The sequence below is a fragment of the Pseudomonas psychrophila HA-4 genome, from assembly GCF_000282975.1.
Classification (GTDB): Bacteria; Pseudomonadota; Gammaproteobacteria; order Pseudomonadales; family Pseudomonadaceae; genus Aquipseudomonas; species Aquipseudomonas psychrophila_A.
The window spans coordinates 143,862-161,415 of sequence record NZ_ALJC01000093.1; the positions used below are offsets into that span (position 1 = coordinate 143,862).

16 protein-coding genes and 1 pseudogene are annotated in these 17,554 nt (G+C 57.6%); 7 read left to right on the forward strand and 10 right to left on the reverse strand.

What is annotated here, in order from left to right:
- Positions 1-176: 176 nt before the first annotated feature.
- The 3 genes and pseudogenes from B347_RS26595 to B347_RS27200 all read left to right on the forward strand — a co-directional run bounded on the left by B347_RS26595 (position 177) and on the right by B347_RS27200 (position 2,295).
- Complete coding sequence (locus B347_RS26595) at positions 177-404, forward strand: hypothetical protein (protein WP_157786890.1); 228 nt, start codon at positions 177-179, stop codon at positions 402-404.
- A 103-nt stretch (positions 405-507) separates the two neighbouring features.
- Positions 508-1,440: pseudogene (locus B347_RS27195) on the forward strand (methyl-accepting chemotaxis protein); the annotation flags it as partial.
- A 141-nt stretch (positions 1,441-1,581) separates the two neighbouring features.
- Positions 1,582-2,295 (forward strand): methyl-accepting chemotaxis protein, encoded by a 714-nt coding sequence (locus B347_RS27200; protein ID WP_423812784.1) that lies wholly within the window; start codon positions 1,582-1,584, stop codon positions 2,293-2,295.
- A 120-nt stretch (positions 2,296-2,415) separates the two neighbouring features.
- Here B347_RS27200 and B347_RS0114895 read toward each other — a convergent pair whose 3' ends face one another.
- From B347_RS0114895 to B347_RS0114915, 5 genes are all read right to left on the reverse strand, one after another.
- Positions 2,416-3,858, reverse strand: coding sequence for a SulP family inorganic anion transporter (locus B347_RS0114895; RefSeq protein WP_019410491.1), 1,443 nt, complete (start codon positions 3,856-3,858; stop codon positions 2,416-2,418).
- A gap of 244 nt (positions 3,859-4,102) precedes the next feature.
- The gene (gene ggt, locus B347_RS0114900) at positions 4,103-5,770 is read right to left on the reverse strand and encodes a gamma-glutamyltransferase (RefSeq protein WP_019410492.1); all 1,668 of its coding nucleotides are present in this window, start codon (positions 5,768-5,770) and stop codon (positions 4,103-4,105) included.
- A gap of 115 nt (positions 5,771-5,885) precedes the next feature.
- Positions 5,886-6,797 carry a LysR family transcriptional regulator gene (locus tag B347_RS0114905; protein ID WP_019410493.1) on the reverse strand — a complete coding sequence of 304 codons (912 nt, stop codon included), beginning with the start codon at positions 6,795-6,797 and terminating at the stop codon, positions 5,886-5,888.
- Positions 6,798-6,862: 65 nt separating this feature from the next.
- The gene (locus B347_RS0114910; protein WP_019410494.1) at positions 6,863-7,447 is read right to left on the reverse strand and encodes an NAD(P)H-dependent oxidoreductase; all 585 of its coding nucleotides are present in this window, start codon (positions 7,445-7,447) and stop codon (positions 6,863-6,865) included.
- A gap of 170 nt (positions 7,448-7,617) precedes the next feature.
- Positions 7,618-8,382, reverse strand: a complete 765-nt coding sequence (locus B347_RS0114915; RefSeq protein WP_019410495.1) for a sulfite exporter TauE/SafE family protein — start codon at positions 8,380-8,382, stop codon at positions 7,618-7,620.
- Positions 8,383-8,493: 111 nt separating this feature from the next.
- Here B347_RS0114915 and B347_RS0114920 point away from each other — a divergent pair, with 111 nt between their 5' ends.
- The 3 genes from B347_RS0114920 to B347_RS0114930 all read left to right on the forward strand — a co-directional run bounded on the left by B347_RS0114920 (position 8,494) and on the right by B347_RS0114930 (position 11,429).
- Positions 8,494-9,378, forward strand: coding sequence for a LysR substrate-binding domain-containing protein (locus B347_RS0114920; protein ID WP_019410496.1), 885 nt, complete (start codon positions 8,494-8,496; stop codon positions 9,376-9,378).
- 138 nt (positions 9,379-9,516) lie between these two features.
- Positions 9,517-10,920, forward strand: a complete 1,404-nt coding sequence (locus B347_RS0114925) for an amino acid permease (protein ID WP_019410497.1) — start codon at positions 9,517-9,519, stop codon at positions 10,918-10,920.
- A gap of 164 nt (positions 10,921-11,084) precedes the next feature.
- Positions 11,085-11,429, forward strand: a complete 345-nt coding sequence (locus B347_RS0114930) for a cupin domain-containing protein (protein ID WP_019410498.1) — start codon at positions 11,085-11,087, stop codon at positions 11,427-11,429.
- A 53-nt stretch (positions 11,430-11,482) separates the two neighbouring features.
- On the opposite strand, the gene mmsB is transcribed toward B347_RS0114930, so the two are convergent.
- Both mmsB and B347_RS0114940 read right to left on the reverse strand, forming a co-directional pair.
- Positions 11,483-12,370: a 3-hydroxyisobutyrate dehydrogenase gene (mmsB, locus tag B347_RS0114935; RefSeq protein ID WP_019410499.1), complete on the reverse strand. Its 888-nt coding sequence runs from the start codon at positions 12,368-12,370 to the stop codon at positions 11,483-11,485.
- Positions 12,371-12,380: 10 nt separating this feature from the next.
- Entirely contained in the window at positions 12,381-13,895 is a 1,515-nt protein-coding gene (locus B347_RS0114940) for a CoA-acylating methylmalonate-semialdehyde dehydrogenase (protein ID WP_019410500.1), read from the reverse strand.
- A 129-nt stretch (positions 13,896-14,024) separates the two neighbouring features.
- Here B347_RS0114940 and B347_RS0114945 point away from each other — a divergent pair, with 129 nt between their 5' ends.
- Positions 14,025-14,972, forward strand: coding sequence for a LysR family transcriptional regulator (locus B347_RS0114945; RefSeq protein WP_019410501.1), 948 nt, complete (start codon positions 14,025-14,027; stop codon positions 14,970-14,972).
- Between the two features lie 163 nt (positions 14,973-15,135).
- On the opposite strand, the gene B347_RS0114950 is transcribed toward B347_RS0114945, so the two are convergent.
- The 3 genes from B347_RS0114950 to B347_RS0114960 are packed head-to-tail and all read right to left on the reverse strand — an operon-like array spanning position 15,136 to position 17,501.
- On the reverse strand, positions 15,136-15,642 hold the full coding sequence (locus B347_RS0114950; protein WP_019410502.1) for an OmpA family protein: 507 nt from the start codon (positions 15,640-15,642) through the stop codon (positions 15,136-15,138).
- Between the two features lie 6 nt (positions 15,643-15,648).
- Complete coding sequence (locus B347_RS0114955; protein ID WP_019410503.1) at positions 15,649-16,920, reverse strand: diguanylate cyclase domain-containing protein; 1,272 nt, start codon at positions 16,918-16,920, stop codon at positions 15,649-15,651.
- Positions 16,917-17,501, reverse strand: coding sequence for a YfiR family protein (locus tag B347_RS0114960; protein WP_019410504.1), 585 nt, complete (start codon positions 17,499-17,501; stop codon positions 16,917-16,919). The genes B347_RS0114955 and B347_RS0114960 overlap by 4 nt, the downstream gene beginning before the upstream one ends.
- Between the last annotated feature and the right edge of the window lie 53 nt (positions 17,502-17,554).

The window sequence follows — 17,554 nt, forward strand, 5'->3', positions numbered from 1 at the left end:
TAGAACGCCCCTCTGGCAGCCAGTGAACGACATATGCCGCCACCCTATAACGCGAATATGACAATGGATGGATGAGCAATCCCACTCCGGCGTAAGAAAGTAGTCTTGCATAGCAAGCCTTTTTCCCAACTGAACATAGTCTAAAAATAGGGTAGTCAGGAGCGAGTGAAACAAATGTGAAAAAAGTCTTGAAGCCGGGGATTAATGGCGACATTACAAACAGTTACTTGCCCATTGATCACGACGCATCAAAAAACGTTTCAGGTCTGCCGTCTCCCGCCGATACAGCCCAACACAAGCACTCTGCTGGGCCAAAAAAACAAAACCCTCCAGCGAAATTCGATCCTGCGTGCACCGCTTCTGGAGTTTTAAATGAACAATTGGCTGAGCAACATCAGCGTTAACCTGAAACTGGCTTTGGGCTTCGGCCTGGTTTTAGCCCTCACGTGCCTGATGGCTATTGGCAGTTGGTTCAGTCTGGATACCCTGATTGCCCGCAGTAACTGGATGAGCGACATCACACGGCTCAACAGTGCGCTGACCAACCTGCGGGTCGCGCGTTTGCAGTACATGCTGACGAATGGCGACGAAACCGCTGCACAGAACGTGCAAACCAACCTGGACGCCTTTGAAGCTCAGCAAAAGCAATTGCTCGTCATCTTCAAAAGCCCGGAAAACCTCAAGCTGCTCAACGAGCAACACGACTTCATCACCCGTTACCAGCGCGCTCTGGTAACAATGCGCAAGGCTTACATTGAGTCTGCCGTGTCGCGTGAGCACATGGACAGCAGCGCCAAAGCGGCGCTTGCAGACATTGCCACCCTCAACGCCCGCACCCTGCAACGTCCTGCTGGCGAAGAAGGTCGTTTTGAGCAATACCAAGCCGTGATCAACGTTCGCGAACAGTTCTTGCTCGCGCGCGATATGGTACGGGCGTTCACGTCCTCCCCCACGGTGCCGAACGAACAGGCAGCACGTGCTCAACTGAGTGCAGCAAGCGCCAGCCTTGAAGGGCTGAACAACTATTTCAGCACCGCTAACGGCGATACCTTGCGCACCCTGAGTGCGGCAATAGCCCAATACACGCAGGCGCTGCAGGTATTCACTGGCACCAACAGCACCATCATCGATATGCGCAAAGACATGACCGACTACGGCAACGGCATCGTCAGTCGCAGCAACGATCTGTACAGCATTCAACTTGAGCGTCGCGATGCCGAAAGTGTCAGCGCCAATCGCCTGCAATTGATCAGCACCTTGCTGGTGTTGTTCTTCGGGGTCTGCGCTGCGGTGATCATCACCCGCCAAATCACCCGGCCGTTGCGTGAAACCCTGGACGTGGTCGAGCGCATTGCCAGCGGTGATCTGAGCCAAAACCTGCGCGTCACCCGCCGTGATGACTTGGGCGTACTGCAACAAGGTATTGCACGTATGGGCACCACCTTGCGTGAGTTGATCAGCGGCATTCGCGACGGCGTAACCCAAATCGCCAGCGCGGCCGAAGAGCTGTCTGCGGTCACCGAACAAACCAGTGCCGGGGTTAACAGCCAAAAGGTCGAAACAGATCAGGTGGCCACCGCCATGCATGAAATGACTGCCACCGTGCAAGAAGTGGCGCGCAATGCAGAGCAAGCATCCCAAGCCGCTGCCGCCGCTGACGGCGAAGCGCGCGAAGGCGACAACGTGGTGAATCAGGCAATTGATCAGATTGAACGTTTGGCGGTTGAAGTGGGCCGCTCGACCGAAGCTATGGCCGTGTTGCAAACAGAAAGCGACAAGATCGGTAGCGTGATGGACGTGATCAAGGCGGTGGCCGAGCAGACCAATCTGCTGGCGCTAAACGCCGCCATCGAAGCCGCCCGTGCGGGTGATGCGGGGCGTGGTTTTGCTGTGGTCGCTGATGAAGTTCGCGCACTGGCGCAACGCACGCAAAAATCCACCGAAGAGATTCAAACCTTGGTGGCAGCCCTTCACAGCGGCACCAAGCACGTGGCCATGGTCATGAACAACAGCCGCACCTTGACCGACAGCAGCGTGAACCTGACCCGTCAGGCGGGAACTTCGTTGCAAGGCATTACCCGCACCGTGTCGAATATTCAGTCCATGAACCAGCAAATAGCGGCTGCGGCCGAACAACAAAGTGCTGTGGCGGAAGAAATCAGCCGCAGCATCATCAACGTGCGCGACGTGTCCGAGCAGACCGCGGCCGCAAGCGACGAGACGGCCAAATCCAGCGTTGAACTGGCGCGTTTGGGCACTCAACTGCAAGAAATGGTGAGCCACTTTAAGGTGTAAAAAAGCAGTCCCTAGCGCCGTTGAAGACAGGCTCGGAATGCTCATTTACACCCCGTAAATTCCGCTTGCGCGCCTGTTTTCGCTTTGCCTGACCTTCGCTCCAAATATTTCGTACAACCCCTAGTGATTCACTCGAGCACGCTTGAGCAGCTTTTTACTGCGCTCGGACAAGTGCACAACCCGCAGGTGCTTGCCCGCTTTACGGTAGCGCTCGCGCAACGTTTCCAGCGCGGCAATGGCCGAGTAGTCCGCAAAGCCCAGGTGGCCGCAATCCAAGGTCACAGTGGCTGGGTCATCGGCCGGATCAAACAGTTTGAGAAACGCCGTGGTGGAGGCAAAAAACAGCGTGCCGTGGACGCGGTACAGTTTGCTGCCGTCGCTTTCTACCTGCGCGTCGGCGTACAACTGGCGCGCCTGCTGCCAGGCGAAGTTAAGCGCGGCAATGATAACCCCGCACATCACAGCGACCGCCAGATCGGTAAAGACAGTGATGATCGTGACCGCAATAATCACCAGCACATCGTTCAGCGGCACTTTATTCAGCACCCGCAAAGAGGCCCAGGCGAATGTCTGTTGCGAGACGACAAACATAACGCCGACCAACGCCGCGAGCGGGATGCGCTCAATGTACGGCGACAGGAACAGCACGAACAGCAAGATCATGACCCCGGCGGTCACGCCCGAAAGGCGGCCACGCCCGCCCGAGCTGAGGTTAACCACGGTTTGCCCGATCATCGCGCAGCCGCCCATGCCGCCAAACACGCCCGACACCATATTCGCCGCCCCAAGGGCCACACACTCACGGTCCGGGTAACCACGCGACTCGGTGATTTCGTCCGTGAGGTTCAACGTCAGCAGGGTTTCCAGCAGGCCAACCATCGCCATCACAATCGCGTACGGCGCGATGAGGCGCAGGGTGTCCATGTTCCATGGAATATCCGGCAGGGCAAACGTCGGCAAGCCCCCCGCGATGTGCGCCATGTCGCCCAAGGTGCGGGTCGGTAAGCCCAGAAAATACACCGCCAGGCCCACACTCAAAATCGCCACCAGTGCAGGCGGCGCGGCGCGGGTCAGACGCGGCAACAAATAGACGATGGCCATGGTCAGCGCCACAAGGCCGATCATCAGGTACAACGGCGTACCACTGAGCCACTTGTCACCTTCTTTAAAGTGATCCAACTGGGCCATGGCGATCACAATCGCCAGCCCGTTGACGAATCCGAGCATCACCGGGTGCGGCACCATGCGCACCAGCTTGCCGAGTTTGAGCAGCCCGAACGCCAGCATGATCAGCCCGCTCAGCAGCACGGTCGCCAGCAGATACTGCACACCGTGTTGCACCACCAGCGCGACAATCACCACCGCCATCGAACCGGCAGCACCGGAGACCATGCCCGGCCGTCCCCCGAAAAGCGCAGTAATCGTACAAATAATAAACGCGCCATACAGGCCCATCAGCGGGTTGAGATGGGCGACCAGCGCGAACGCAATGCACTCGGGAAGCAGCGCAAACGACGTCGTGAGCCCGGCCAAGACATCAGCGCGCAGACGTGAGAATTTCATGATTTACCTAAAAGACGGGACGAACGAAGGGTGAGGATATGAAACGGATGGTAACAAATTGCGCGGAAGGTAAGACACTGGTAGGAACGAGCGATCGTTTAAAGATCAAGAGCCCCCCTCACCCTAGCCCTCTCCCGAAGGAGAGGGAATCGATTGGGGGATGCTGTCGATTATCGGTCGCCTGTTTGCTGCGCGACAGCGCGGCGTCGAAGGCAGGGCGGCGGCTCCTACAGGATGTGCGAAGTTACTTCACCACTTTGCCTACGCCACGACCACGTGGGTCAGAGGCGGTTTCTAACTGAGTGCCGTTAACGCGAATGGCCTGGATGTCGCCCATGTTCCAGCCCTGATCTTCGAGGGTGTAGCCCATGGCTTTAAGGTCATCGGCGACTTTGCCGGTCAGGGGTGCGTATGCGTCGTAGTAAATGGTGTCCTTAGGCAGCAACTGGTGATGAACGCGCTGCGCAGCCACTGCTTTTTCCAGCGGCAGGTTGTAGTCGTAGAGGTTGTTTAGCACCTGGAAGATCGAGGTAAAGATCCGCGAACCACCGGGCGTTCCGAGCACCAGCGTGACATTGCCATCGCGTGTCACCAGGCTTGGGCTCATCGACGACAGCATGCGCTTGCCCGGCTCAATGGCGTTGGCATTGCCGCCCACCACACCAAAACCGTTGGCCACACCAGGCTTGGAGCTGAAGTCGTCCATTTCATCGTTGAGCAAAAAGCCCGCGCCTTTAACGACAACGCCGCTGCCGTAATCCCAGTTCAGGGTGAAGGTGTTGCTGACAGCGTTGCCGTCTTTATCGACGATGGAGAAGTGCGTGGTCTGATGCGGTTCCAGCCCCGGCTTAACGTTAGCGGTTTCAGAAATCGCTTTCGGGTTGACCTCTTTCGCACGCTTGGCGATGTACGCCGGATCAGTCAGTTCGGCCACCGGCATTTTGCCGAAGTCCGGGTCGCCCAAGTAATCGGCGCGGTCAGCAAAGACGCGTTTTTCGATCTCGGCCAACAGGTGAATGTACGGGGCCGAGTTCAGCTCCACACCTTTGAAGTCCGCTGCACGGTCTTCTTTAATGCCGATCAGTTGCGCCAGTGCGATGCCGCCCGAGCTTGGCAGTGGCGCGGTATACAAGGTGTTGCCACGGAAGTCGACGCGCACCGGCTCACGCCAGTTAACCTTGTAGTCGTTGAGGTCTTCTTGGGTAATCAGGCCTTTGTCTTTTTGCATTTGCGCGACTATCAGGTCGGCTGTTTCGCCGTGGTAAAAGTCTTTGGCGCCTTGGTCGGCAATACGCTCCAGCGTTTTGGCCAGCTCAGGCTGCTTGAAGGTTTCGCCGGACTTCATGCTGCCGAAGTAATCACCAAAGTTGGTGGTGCCGTTAAACAGCGCCAGCGCATCTTCGCGGTATTGAAATTGCTGGTTGGCCACCTTGAAACCATTTTTCGCATAACCCACGGCCGGGGTCAGCAGCTCACTCCATGGCAATTTGCCGAAGCGCTGATGCGCCTCCCACATGCCCATCACCGTGCCCGGTACGCCTGCGGCACGCGCACCCACCAAGCTCAGGTTTTCAATCACTTCGCCTTTGTCATTGAGGTACATATCGCGGCTGGCCGCTTTAGGCGCGGTCTCGCGGTAGTCGAGGAAATAGGGTTTGCCATCAATGAACAAGGTCATGAAACCGCCACCGCCGATGTTGCCCGCCTCGGGGTAGGTCACGGCCAGGGTGAAGGCCGTTGCGACAGCGGCGTCGACCACGTTACCGCCTTTTTTGAGGATTTGCGCCGCCACTTCAGCGCCGTATTGATCGGGTGCAGCCACTGCGCCGCCTTCCAGAGTGACGGCAAACGCCGAGGAGCTGGCGGCGATGGCAGCCGTCAAGGCCAGGGTTTTGAACCATACAATGCGCATTCGCGTCTTCCTTTTATTGTTATCAACTATTGCCGAACCTTGTCTGATTTCGTCAAAAATTTCAAACAGCAACGGAAAACGGCATGGAGCCGCACAACCTGTAGACCTCTGGCCGTTAGTCTTTGAAGTACGGTGCCGCGTAGCTCGCAAGCTTGGTCTGAATAAAATCCAGAAAGCATTGAATGCGCAGCGCCAGCTGCGAGTTGCGGTAGTACACGGCATTAATGGGCTGACGGTAGCCGCTGTTGAACTCGCCCAGCAGCACCTGCAAACGCCCGGTGCTGATGTCTTCATGGGTCATGAAATGCGACAAACAGGCAATGCCCTGCCCTTGCAACGCCAAATGACGCACGGTTTCACCGCTGGAGGCACTGATCGCGGGCTGGATGGGCCAACGATCACCCTGTGCATAACGCAGTGGCCATTGATTGAGGCCATCGTTTTGGGTGAAGCCGATCAAGGTGTGGTTGGTCAGATCGGCCACGCCGCTCGGGGCGCCGTATTGCGCAATGTATTCAGGGCTGGCGAGGATGTTCAGCGGGCTGCAACCCAGTGAGCGGGCGTGCAAGGTGGAATCGGCCAGGGTGCCGATACGAATCGCAATGTCGGTGCTTTGCTCGAGCAAGTCGATGATCAGGTCGTTGCTGTTCAGTTCCAGTTGAATCTCGGGGTAGAGCGCCCGGAACTCGGGGAGGTACGGCACGATGGCATGCAGCATGAACGGCGAAGCGGCGTTAATGCGCAGGCGCCCGGACGGCGTGCGTTGGTGCGAGATCAGGCGTTCTTCAAGCTCGTCCATTTGCTCTAGGATCAGCTTGGCCTGCTCAAAGAGAAACTTGCCTTCTTCGGTCAAGCCCATGCGCCGCGTAGTGCGGTTGATCAGCGTGGTTTCAAGCTTGGCCTCCAGCCGCGACAGCGTACGGCTAACGGCGGAAGGCGTTTGCCCGGCTTGTTCGGCGGCGGCCGAGATCGAGCCGCACTCAATTACCGACACAAAAATTTGCAGTTCATCAGATCTGGCTTTCACGCATGCCCCTCATCAATAGCGGCTAATAGTAGTCGCTACCGAGCACTGAGAGGCTGCGACTACCGTTACAGACCAAAAACATCAGCCAAGTGCTGTTCATAACGGGCCGCATCGACGTCTGGCTGCGGGCGCTTCATCACGTCAACACACAAGAAGGTCGGCAGGCCGGTCATGCCCAAAAACTGATTAGCCTTGTGGAACGGGAAGTACACCGCGTCCACGCCCTTGCCTTCAAAGAAATCAGCCGGGTCTTCAAACGCTTGCTGCGGTGCGTTCCAGGTCAATGACAGCATGTATTTTTTGCCGTGAATCAGGCCGCCGCTGCCATAACGCTGCGACGCATCGGAACGGGTACGGCCGTCACTGGCGTAGAGCTTGCCGTGACCTTCGGTGAACACTTCATCAATGTATTTTTTAACGATCCACGGCGCGCCCATCCACCAGCCCGGCATTTGGTAAATGATCACGTCAGCCCACAGGTATTTTTCGACTTCTTGGGCGATGTCATAGCCTTCGTCGATATGGGTGACCTTGACCTCAAAACCCTGGCGATCAAAAAACGCCAGGGCAGTGTCGTGCATCGTTAGGTTGTAGCGACCATCGGAGTGAGCAAATTTTTTAGCGCCGTTAAGTAACAGAATCTTTTTCATCATCAGCCTCATCAGGGGTCAGCCCTCAGCGCTGGTGAACAGCACAGGGCGTTGAAGGTTTAAAACAGGTGGCCAGAATAGAGCCCCCCGCCTTCGGGAAACACCCGCGCTGAGGCAAATGGCTTTTGCTAGAAAAGCACGAATAGCAATTTGATTGTTGCTCAAGCGTTTCAACCACTGATCAACAAATGCGTGCCCAGCAGCGCCATTCCTATAAAGAACACCCGCTTAAATAGCGTGGCACTGATGCGCTCGCGCAAACATTGGCCCAGCCACATGCCGAGCATGGCAGGCAGCAGCGCCAGCAACGAGGCGTTGAGTTCGCCGCCGCCCAACTTACCGCGCCAGTAAAGCCCGGCAGCAAGGGCCAATGTAGAGACGCTGAAGGGCAATCCCAAGGCTTGTACCAACTGATTTTTGCTTAAGCCCAAGGCTTGCAGATATGGCACGGAGGGGATCACGAATACCCCGGTCGCCGAGGTGATGACCCCGGTAATCAACCCACACATCGGGCCTGCCCAACGCTCGGCTGACACGGGCACGCGCAAGGCGGGCAGGAACAGACCGCTCAGGGCGTAAAGCAATAATGCCGCGCCCAATCCGCGCACGACTTCGCTGGCGCTATCAACGCTCAACCACAGCACGCCAAGGCCAGTACCAAAAAAGATCGCCAGTTGCATGGGCCACAGGCGCTTTATCAGCACCTTTAGCTGCCCGCCTATGGCCAACTGCCAAACATTGGTGACGATGGAAGGGATGATCAACAACGCTGCAGCCTGCACCGGAGCGATAGCCAGCCCGAGCAGGCCCATGGCAACGGTGGGTAAGCCCAGACCGATCATGCCTTTGACCGTACCGGCCAGCACAAAGGTCATCATGACCAGCAGTGACAAGGCCCAGCCTAAGTGTTGGTAGAACTCGATTAATGATTTCATGGCGACATGCTGAGCCACGGCGACGGGGTTGAAAATGCGTCATACACTGAGCCAGCCTCTTGCCAAGCAATAGGCTGAACACTCCACAGATGACCTGAGATGACTTCAACCATGCATGTCGACCTGATTGATCTGCGCTTGTACTTAAATGTGGTGCGGGCGGGCAATATCACAGCGGGCGCCAGCGTCAGCCATTTGTCGCTGGCCGCCGCCAGTGCGCGAATTCGTGCGATGGAGGCGTCGCTGGGGGTTGAGTGTTTGCAGCGCAGCCGCCGTGGCGTCAGCCCAACACCGGCCGGGCAAGCGCTAGCACAGCATGCGCGGCTATTGCTGCAACAGGTTGAACGCATGAAACACGACATGGCCGAATACGCCCAAGGCTTTAAAGGCCAGGTGCGCCTGTTATGCAACACCACCGCACTGACCGAGTACTTGCCCGAACTGCTGGCCGACTTTGTCTGCCGGCACCCCAACATCAGCATTGAACAGCAAGAGCTGACCAGCCTGCGCATCACCCATGCCTTGCGTCAGGACGCGGCCGATATTGGAATCATTTCCAACGCTGTCGACACCCACGACCTGCAAACCCGGCCCTTTCGTGACGACCCGCTCATGCTGGTGATCCCACAGGGGCATGCGCTGATTCAACACTCAACGCTGGCGTTCACTGACACGCTAGGCCATGACTATGTCGGACTTTCCCAAAACAGCGCGCTGGCGGTGTATCTGGAAGAGCAGGCGCTGCGAAGCGGCGCGCGCATGCAGGTGCGAATTCGCGCCGAAGGTTTTGACAGTGTATTGCGCATGGTGGCTCGCGGGGCGGGGCTGGGCATCGTGCCCAACGCCACGATTGAACGCTGGCAAGCGACGCCGACGTTTAAGGTTGTACCGCTGAACGAGCCGTGGGCAGCACGTAAGCTGCTGTTGAGTGCCCGCTCGTTTGATCAATTACCGGCCTACGCGAGAGCGTTATTGGATGCACTTTCAGTCCCTTAACGCTGTAAGAAATGTCGCAGAGTCGTCTTCACCTGTATGCCTTAATTTTTACCGGGAGTAATATCCGGGCCTTCATGACACCCGTGCTACAGGGGTGGCTTCATTACATACAGAAAACACCAACCAACAGGGCAACCGATGGCTGACGCTAATTCCCCCCCGGTCACACTCAAACGCGGACTAAAAAACCGTCATATTCAGCTGATTGCCTTGGGCGGCGCGATTGGTACGGGGCTGTTCCTGGGCTCGGCTGGTGTGCTCAAGTCCGCTGGACCGTCGATGATTCTCGGTTATGCGATTGCCGGCTTTGTCGCGTTTTTGATCATGCGCCAGTTGGGCGAGATGATCGTCGAAGAGCCGGTGGCCGGCTCTTTTAGTCACTTCGCCCACAAATACTGGGGCGGCTACGCCGGCTTTCTGTCGGGCTGGAACTATTGGGTGCTGTACGTGCTGGTGGGCATGGCCGAGCTGACCGCTGTCGGCAAGTACATCCAGTTTTGGTGGCCCGAGGTGCCAACGTGGGTCAGCGCTGTGGTGTTCTTTGTGCTGGTCAACCTGATCAACACGCTGAACGTGAAGGTCTTTGGCGAGATGGAGTTCTGGTTCGCGATCATCAAGGTGGTGGCGATTGTCGGCATGATCGTGCTCGGTTGCTACCTGCTTTTCAGCGGCACAGGCGGTTCGCAGGCGTCAATTAGTAACCTGTGGAGCCACGGCGGTTTCTTCCCCAATGGCGGCACCGGGCTGCTGATGGCGATGGCCTTCATCATGTTTTCGTTTGGTGGCCTGGAGCTGGTGGGCATCACCGCGGCGGAAGCCAGCGAACCGAAAAAAGTTATCCCCAAGGCTATTAATCAGGTGGTGTACCGGATTCTGATTTTCTACGTGGGCGCACTGACGGTGCTGTTGGCGTTGTACCCGTGGGATCAGTTGTTGGTAACACTGGGCGCGGGTGGCGATGCCTACGGCAGCAGCCCCTTTGTACAGATTTTCGCCTTGATCGGCAGCGACACTGCCGCGCAGATCCTTAACTTTGTGGTGCTGACCGCCGCGCTGTCGGTGTACAACAGCGGCGTGTACTGCAACAGCCGCATGCTGTTTGGCTTGGCCGAACAAGGTGATGCGCCGAAAGCACTGATGAAGCTGACCAAAAATGGCGTGCCATTGCGAGCGCTGGGCGTGTCGGCGCTGGTGACGTTGTTGTGTGTGGTGGTCAACTACGTCGCGCCGCACAAAGCGCTGGAGCTGCTGTTTGCGCTGGTGGTTGCCTCGCTGATGATTAACTGGGCGTTGATCAGCCTCACCCACATCAAGTTCCGCAAGGCGATGGCCAAACGTGGCGTTGAGCCTGGCTTCAAAGCGTTCTGGTCGCCGTTCAGCAACATGCTGTGCCTAGCGTTTATGGCGGTGATCGTCTCGGTAATCTGGATGATCCCCGACGTTCGCCCTTCGGTGTATGCGATGCCGGTGTGGTTGCTGATTATTTACGTGTTCTACCGTGTGCGCCTGCGCATGGGCAAGGCACTGGTTAACCGCCACTAACCCTGACGCGCAATTGAAAAGCCCCGGCACTTGCCTTCAAGTGCCGGGGCATTTGCGTATCTGGGGGTGCGTATTCGAGCCGCTGAGTGTCGGAACCAGGCATCTGCCCACGCGCAAGGCCAGTTAGGGTGAGGTTTGTGTCTCACACCCTCAACGGAGTTCTTATGTCTGCGCCGATTACCGTACTTCGCGACACGCATCCTTTGCCCGTGCTGGATGCCTGCAAATGGGAAAAGCTGGAAGGCGACCCGCATACCGTCAACCTCAATGCCTACACCAGCGAGGACGGCGACAAAATCATGGGCACGTGGATCTGCACGCCCGGCAAGTGGTACGTGGAGTATGTGAAGTGGGAATACTGCGATTTCCGTGAAGGCTATTGCATCATCACCCCTGAGGGCAAAGAGCCGATCCACCTGCGGGCCGGTGACATTTTTGTGATTGAGCCGGGAATGAAAGGCACGTGGGAAGTGGTTGAAACCGTGCGCAAGTACTTCGTTTTTGCCTGATCGAATCCGGTAAAACCCAGGGAATCCGCCCGACGCGGATTCCCTGGAAAACCCTATTCGGGTTTGCGGTAGCTGTTGATGATGGCCGAGAAGTCCTGGCCACCTTCTCCGCGCAAGCTCATGGCTTGATACAACTGTTGCGCCACGGCGCCCAGCACCACCGGCTGATGGGCCTGACGTGCGGCCTCAGTGGCCAGCCCCAGATCCTTGAGCATCAGTTCGGCGCCAAAACCGCCGGTGTAACCGCGTGATGCCGGGGCGGTTTCAACAATGCCCGGCCACGGGTTGTACACCTCGGAACTCCAGCAGTGCCCGGTGGAGCTGTTGATCACTCCTGCCAGTACGTGGCTGTCGATGCCCAATGCCGAGCCTAAGGCCATGGCTTCGCTGACCGCGATCATCGAGATCCCGAGCACCAAGTTGTTGCAGATCTTGGCCACTTGGCCGGTGCCCACTTCACCACAATGGACAATGTTGCGGCCCATCTGCGACAGCACCGGGTGCAGCGTGTCGAACAACGCTTTGTTGGCGCCGACCATAAAGGTCAGGGTGCCCGCTTGCGCGCCGCCGGTGCCGCCGGACACCGGGGCATCCGCCATGTGCACGCCCTGCTTGGCGGCCGCGGCGGCAACATCGCGCACGGTTTGTGGGTCAATGGTGCTGCAATCCACTGCAGGCACGCCTTCGGTGATACCGGCCAACACGCCGTCTTCCCCCAGCCACACGCTGCGTACATGGGCCGCCGCTGGCAGCATGGTAATCACCAGCTCAGCGCCCTGCGCGGCTTCACGTGGCGAGGCACTGATGTGCCCGCCCTGTTCCGCCAGTTCTGCAAGAATGTCTTGGTTCAGGTCAAACAGGTTCAACGAATGCCCGGCCTTGAGCAGGTTGCGCGCCATCGGGGCGCCCATGTTACCCAGGCCGATAAATGCGATTTTCATGGTCGTGCCCTCAACGAAGATTGATGGTGGTGTTGACGCCATCATTCACGCTGTCATCGTCGAACCAGCGACTGGTGACAGTCTTGGTCTGCGTATAGAACTGCACGACTTGTTTGCCGTACGGCCCCAGATCGCCCAGTTTGGAGCCACGCGAACCGGTGAAGCTAAAGAACGGGACGGGCACCGGGATCGGGATGTTAATGCCGACTTGGCCTACATCAATTTCGCTCTGGAACTTACGCGCGGCCGCGCCACTTTGGGTAAACAGGCCAGTGCCGTTGCCAAACGGGTTGGCGTTAACCAGTGCGATGGCCTGATCCAGCGTGTCGACCTCGATGACCACCAGCACGGGGCCGAAGATTTCCTGAGTGTAAATCTGCATGTCGGTGGTCACACCCGAAAACAGGGTCGGCCCGACAAAGTTGCCGTGTTCAAACCCTGGAACCTTGATGTCGCGACCATCCAGTTCAAGAACTGCACCTTCTTTGATCCCGCTTTCAATCAGTCCCAGCACGCGCTCTTTCGCACGCTTGGAAATCACCGGACCTACATCAGTACCCGCCTCGCTGCCCGCATTGACTTTGAGCTTTTGCGCCAGCGCCTTAAGGTCAGGTAGCCATTGCTTGGCCGCCCCCACCAACACCACAACCGAGGTGGCCATGCAGCGCTGGCCCGCAGCACCGAAACCTGCGCCGACCAGGGCATTGAGGGTTTGCTGACGGTTCGCGTCGGGCAGCACCACGGCGTGGTTTTTGGCGCCCATCATCGATTGCACACGTTTGCCGTGGCGACCGGCCAGGTCATACACGTGAGTCCCTACAGCGGTTGAACCGACGAACGACACCGCCTTGATATCGGTGTGGGTGCACAGCGCGTCGACCACATCTTTGCCGCCGTGCACGACGTTCAGCACGCCCGGCGGAACCCCAGCTTCCAGCGCCAGCTCGACCAGCATCAGGGTTGACAGCGGGTCTTGCTCAGAAGGCTTGAGGACGAAGGTGTTACCGCAGGCAATCGCCATGGGGAACATCCACAGCGGAATCATGGCCGGGAAGTTGAAAGGCGTAATACCCGCACACACGCCGATCGGTTGGCGCAGGGTGTAGGTATCAACCCCGCCAGCAACGTTTTCAGCGAATTCGCCCATTTGTAAGGTGCCAATGGAGCAGGCGTGCTCGACCACTTCCAGGCCTCGGAAAATATCGCCCTCGGCGTCGGCAATGGTTTTGCCTTGTTCAGCACTGAGCACGGTGGCAATGCGCTTGGAATGCTCGCGAATCAGCGCTTGCAGCTTGAGCATGATGCGCATCCGCGCGCCAATAGGCGTCAGCTTCCAGGTCTGGAAAGCACGTTGGGCGGCAGCGATGGCGGCGTTGACTTCATCCGGGGTAGCAAACGGGACTTTGGCCAATACTTGCTGGGTGGCGGGGTTAACGATGTCGTGCCACTCGGTGGTCTGCGACTCGACCCATTCGCCATCAATCAGCAGGCGGGCATTTTGGTACGGGGTGGTAGAAACGTTCATGGAAGTCTCCAAAATTATTTTTATGAGCCCGTAAACGACACGGGCGGGCGTCCAGATTGGTCGCAGGACTGTTTTTGGAGTATAGGTGTGCGTTCTTCTAATAAGAACGCACATAAAAGCCGGTCTAACATGCAAAAAAACATCACATCGTTAAGCGCATTGAACTGGGATGACCTGAAGTTTTTCCTCGAAGTGGCCCGCACCCGCAAGGCCAGCAGCGCGGCCAAACGTCTGGCGGTCGACTACACGACCGTGTCGCGGCGTATCAGCTCGCTGGAGGCCGCACTAGGCACCTTGCTGTTCGAAAAATCGCGCACCAATGGCTTCACCCTGACCAACGAAGGCCAGCGTTTACTGGGGTATGCCGAGTCCATTGAAAGCACGTTACACATGGCCTGCGAGCAGGTCTCGGGCTCTGGTGTGGCATTGTCGGGGCATGTGCGTATGGGCTGCACCGAGGGTTTCGGCAGCTTTTTCATCACCCCACAACTGAGCCATTTTGTGGACACCTACCCAGCGATTTCGGTGGATATTCTGCCGCTGCCGCACTTCATCAGCCTGTCCAAACGCGAGGCCGACATTGTCATCGCACTAGAGCGCCCGGAGCACGGGCCTTACGTGTGCTGCAAGTTGTGCGACTACCGCTTGCAGCTGTACGCGACCCAGGACTATCTGGACCAGCACCCGCCCATTCGTCGAGCGAGTGACCTGGCGGAGCATCCGTTTATCAGTTATGTCGATGATCTGGCGTTCAGTTCCGAGCTGCTGTACTTGGCCAATGTGCTGCCTGGCGCCAGCGCAAACCTGCGCAGCACCAGCGTCATTGCGCAGTTCGTGGCGGCGCAGCAAGGGCGCTCACTGGCGATACTACCGTGTTTTCTGGCTGCTCAAGACCCGCGTTTATTGCCGGTACTGGCAGATGAAATCAACCTGACGCGGCAATTTTGGATGTACTGCCGGGAGGACTTGAGAAAGCTGAAACGGATTACGTTGCTGTGGGATTACATCCGCACCGTGACGGAACTGAATGCGCCGCTGCTGCTCGGGGAAACGCGGGAGATGAGGTTTGCTGATTGAGGCCTTAACACTTTTTCATGTAGCCGCTGTCGAGGTACGAGGCTGCGATCGGTCGCGTAGCGCCCGTAAGACCTGAGCACTCATGGTGTCAGACACCACGAGAGCCTTGGTTGACGACTGCTTCGCAGCCTCGTACCTCGGAAGCGGCTACAGGTACCTGCCTTTAATCGGCTATGACGACGATTGATGCGCGGCGATTTTCTGTGCGCCCGGCGCGGGTTTTGTTGGAAGCCACCGGCTGGCTGCTGCCTAGCCCACGCACGTCAATATTTTCAGGACGCATGCCAACGGTGGCCAGTACCTTGACCACGCGTTTGGCGCGGCGCACGGAGAGTTGATCGTTATAGGCGACCTGCCCCGAAGAGTCGGTGTGGCCGTCTACCCGCACCCGTTGGATGTCGACCGCCAGCAAGGCAGTACCAATTCGCTCAACGACTTTCTGACTTTTGGAGTTGAGCACTTCTAGATCGCTGCCAAACAGCACCTTGTCCGACATGCCAAAGGCCCAACCTTCGTCGGTCAGTTCAAAACCTTGTTGCTTAAGCTCGGTAATCTGCGCCGCCGTTAGGCCTTTTTGTGGGGCCGTCGTCTGGCAGCCAGTCAAAACCAGCATCGCCAATATCCATACAACGTTGAAAAACTGTTGATAACGACGAGTCGCTGCGTGCATGGGGGGTCAAGCTCCTGATGGGTATTGGGTTGCGGAGTACTCCGACTCGGCAACGTGTTGTCCGCCTCGGGCGAGGCGTTTGGCCTGGTACATCGCCGCGTCCGCTGCACACAACAGCAAATCAGGAGTTGCACCATGTTCGGGGTAAACGGCGATGCCAATACTGAGCGAGGACACGACAGAGGTTTGCCCTGGCAGCTCAATCGGTTCATGCATGCTGGCGATGATCTTGTCGGCAATACGCTGAGCGTCTTCGACTTTATGCAACGGGGCGAGCATGATCGCAAATTCATCACCGCCCAAACGCGCGACCACGTCGCTTTCACGCAACTGGGCGCGAATGCGAGTGGCCACTGCGACCAGCACCGCATCGCCCGCAGCATGGCCGTAGGTGTCATTGATGTTTTTAAAGCGGTCGCTATCGAGAAACAACACGGCGACTTTGTCGTTGCGCTGGCCCAAGGTCCGCAAAGTGCGCGCCAGTCGCGCGGCAAAGTAGGCACGGTTAGGCAGCTCGGTGAGCGAGTCGTGGTTAGCCTGATGCGCCAACGCTTGGTTTTCGGTTCGCAGGTGGTTTTGCCGTGACTCCAACTCATCCAGTAACGCATTGAAGTCGTTGCCCAAACTGTCCAGTTCGGCAATGTGTGCCGCCGGCACCCGGCGGTCGAAGGCACGTTCACTGCGCGCGGCGTGGGCCACTTCGGCCAACTGCTGCAAAGGCCCGACGATGCCTTTAAGCAAGCGCCGCGAAAGATAGAGCGCACTCCAGGCGCTAAGCGCTGTGCACACGATGATTCCAAACAGCCCACTGAGTAAGAAGCGCAGCATATCGGCGACATGCCCACGCACAATCACCCTGCCAACTTGTCGGCCCTGATGTTCAATCGGCACCGTTAACGGCTGTTTGAGCAAACTGTCGGCCAATAACATTTCGACGTTCGATAACAGGCCACTTTCCGGGCGCCGCCAGTGCGCTAGCAACCTACCATTAACGGTGTAGACCTCGGCCTCGGCCACAGCTTCTGTGGACGCGATCAAATTCAGTGCTTCGGATGCAGCGGCCTTGTCATCGAACACCACCGCCGCTTCGACGGTGTAGTTGATCGCCCGGGTAATCAAATGCAGGTTGTGATCGGCGTACACCTTGAGCGCGAGCACACCCAGAAACGTCAAGGACGTGCTGGCCAGCACCACGGCGACAAACGCCACACTCAGGTGCCCACGGCGCAGCACCCAGCGCAACTTGCGGCGGTAGTACTGTGGGTTACTCGGGCTCATGGCTGTACAGCCTTACGGCGTGACAGTTGCAATACGCTTGGATGAATGCGAACTCCGCTGCGGGCAACAGAGTCGAGATTGACCTCAAACACTACTTGGTCATCTTTAAAGTGCAGGCAAAAAAAACTGCCAACAGTGCATTGATGGCCATCCTCGCTGATGCTTAGCACGGCTTGGCCAGCCAATGAGTCAAACAAGTCACTGCGCTCTTGCGCGATTAACTTGCCCAGATAGACTGCATTGCAGACGCTGGCAATGCTCGGATTATTTGCCAGCAAACGAGAGACATGCACCGATCGTCCACTGGACTGAGTCGTGCCCTTGAACAGGTCATCGGTATATTCGGTAGGGCCGATGACGCACAATTGCAACTGCGCAGGCTCAGTGGGCCAACGCGCATAGCTGAGGATGCCAAGGACAACCTGGGTCACAGCCTTGGCGCGCTGATCAACCAGGTTAATGGGTGCTTCAGATTGGGCCAGGCAAGGAGTGCTCAGCAGTAACAGGCAAAGGGACAAGGACAAGGATAGCCGTCGCAGCCACCCAAAGCCCTGCCCCGCCGAGGAGACAGCCACATCCATGCAGGAAATCTCGGTAATCGTTGTAGGATTTATAATCCGAACGATACCACAGC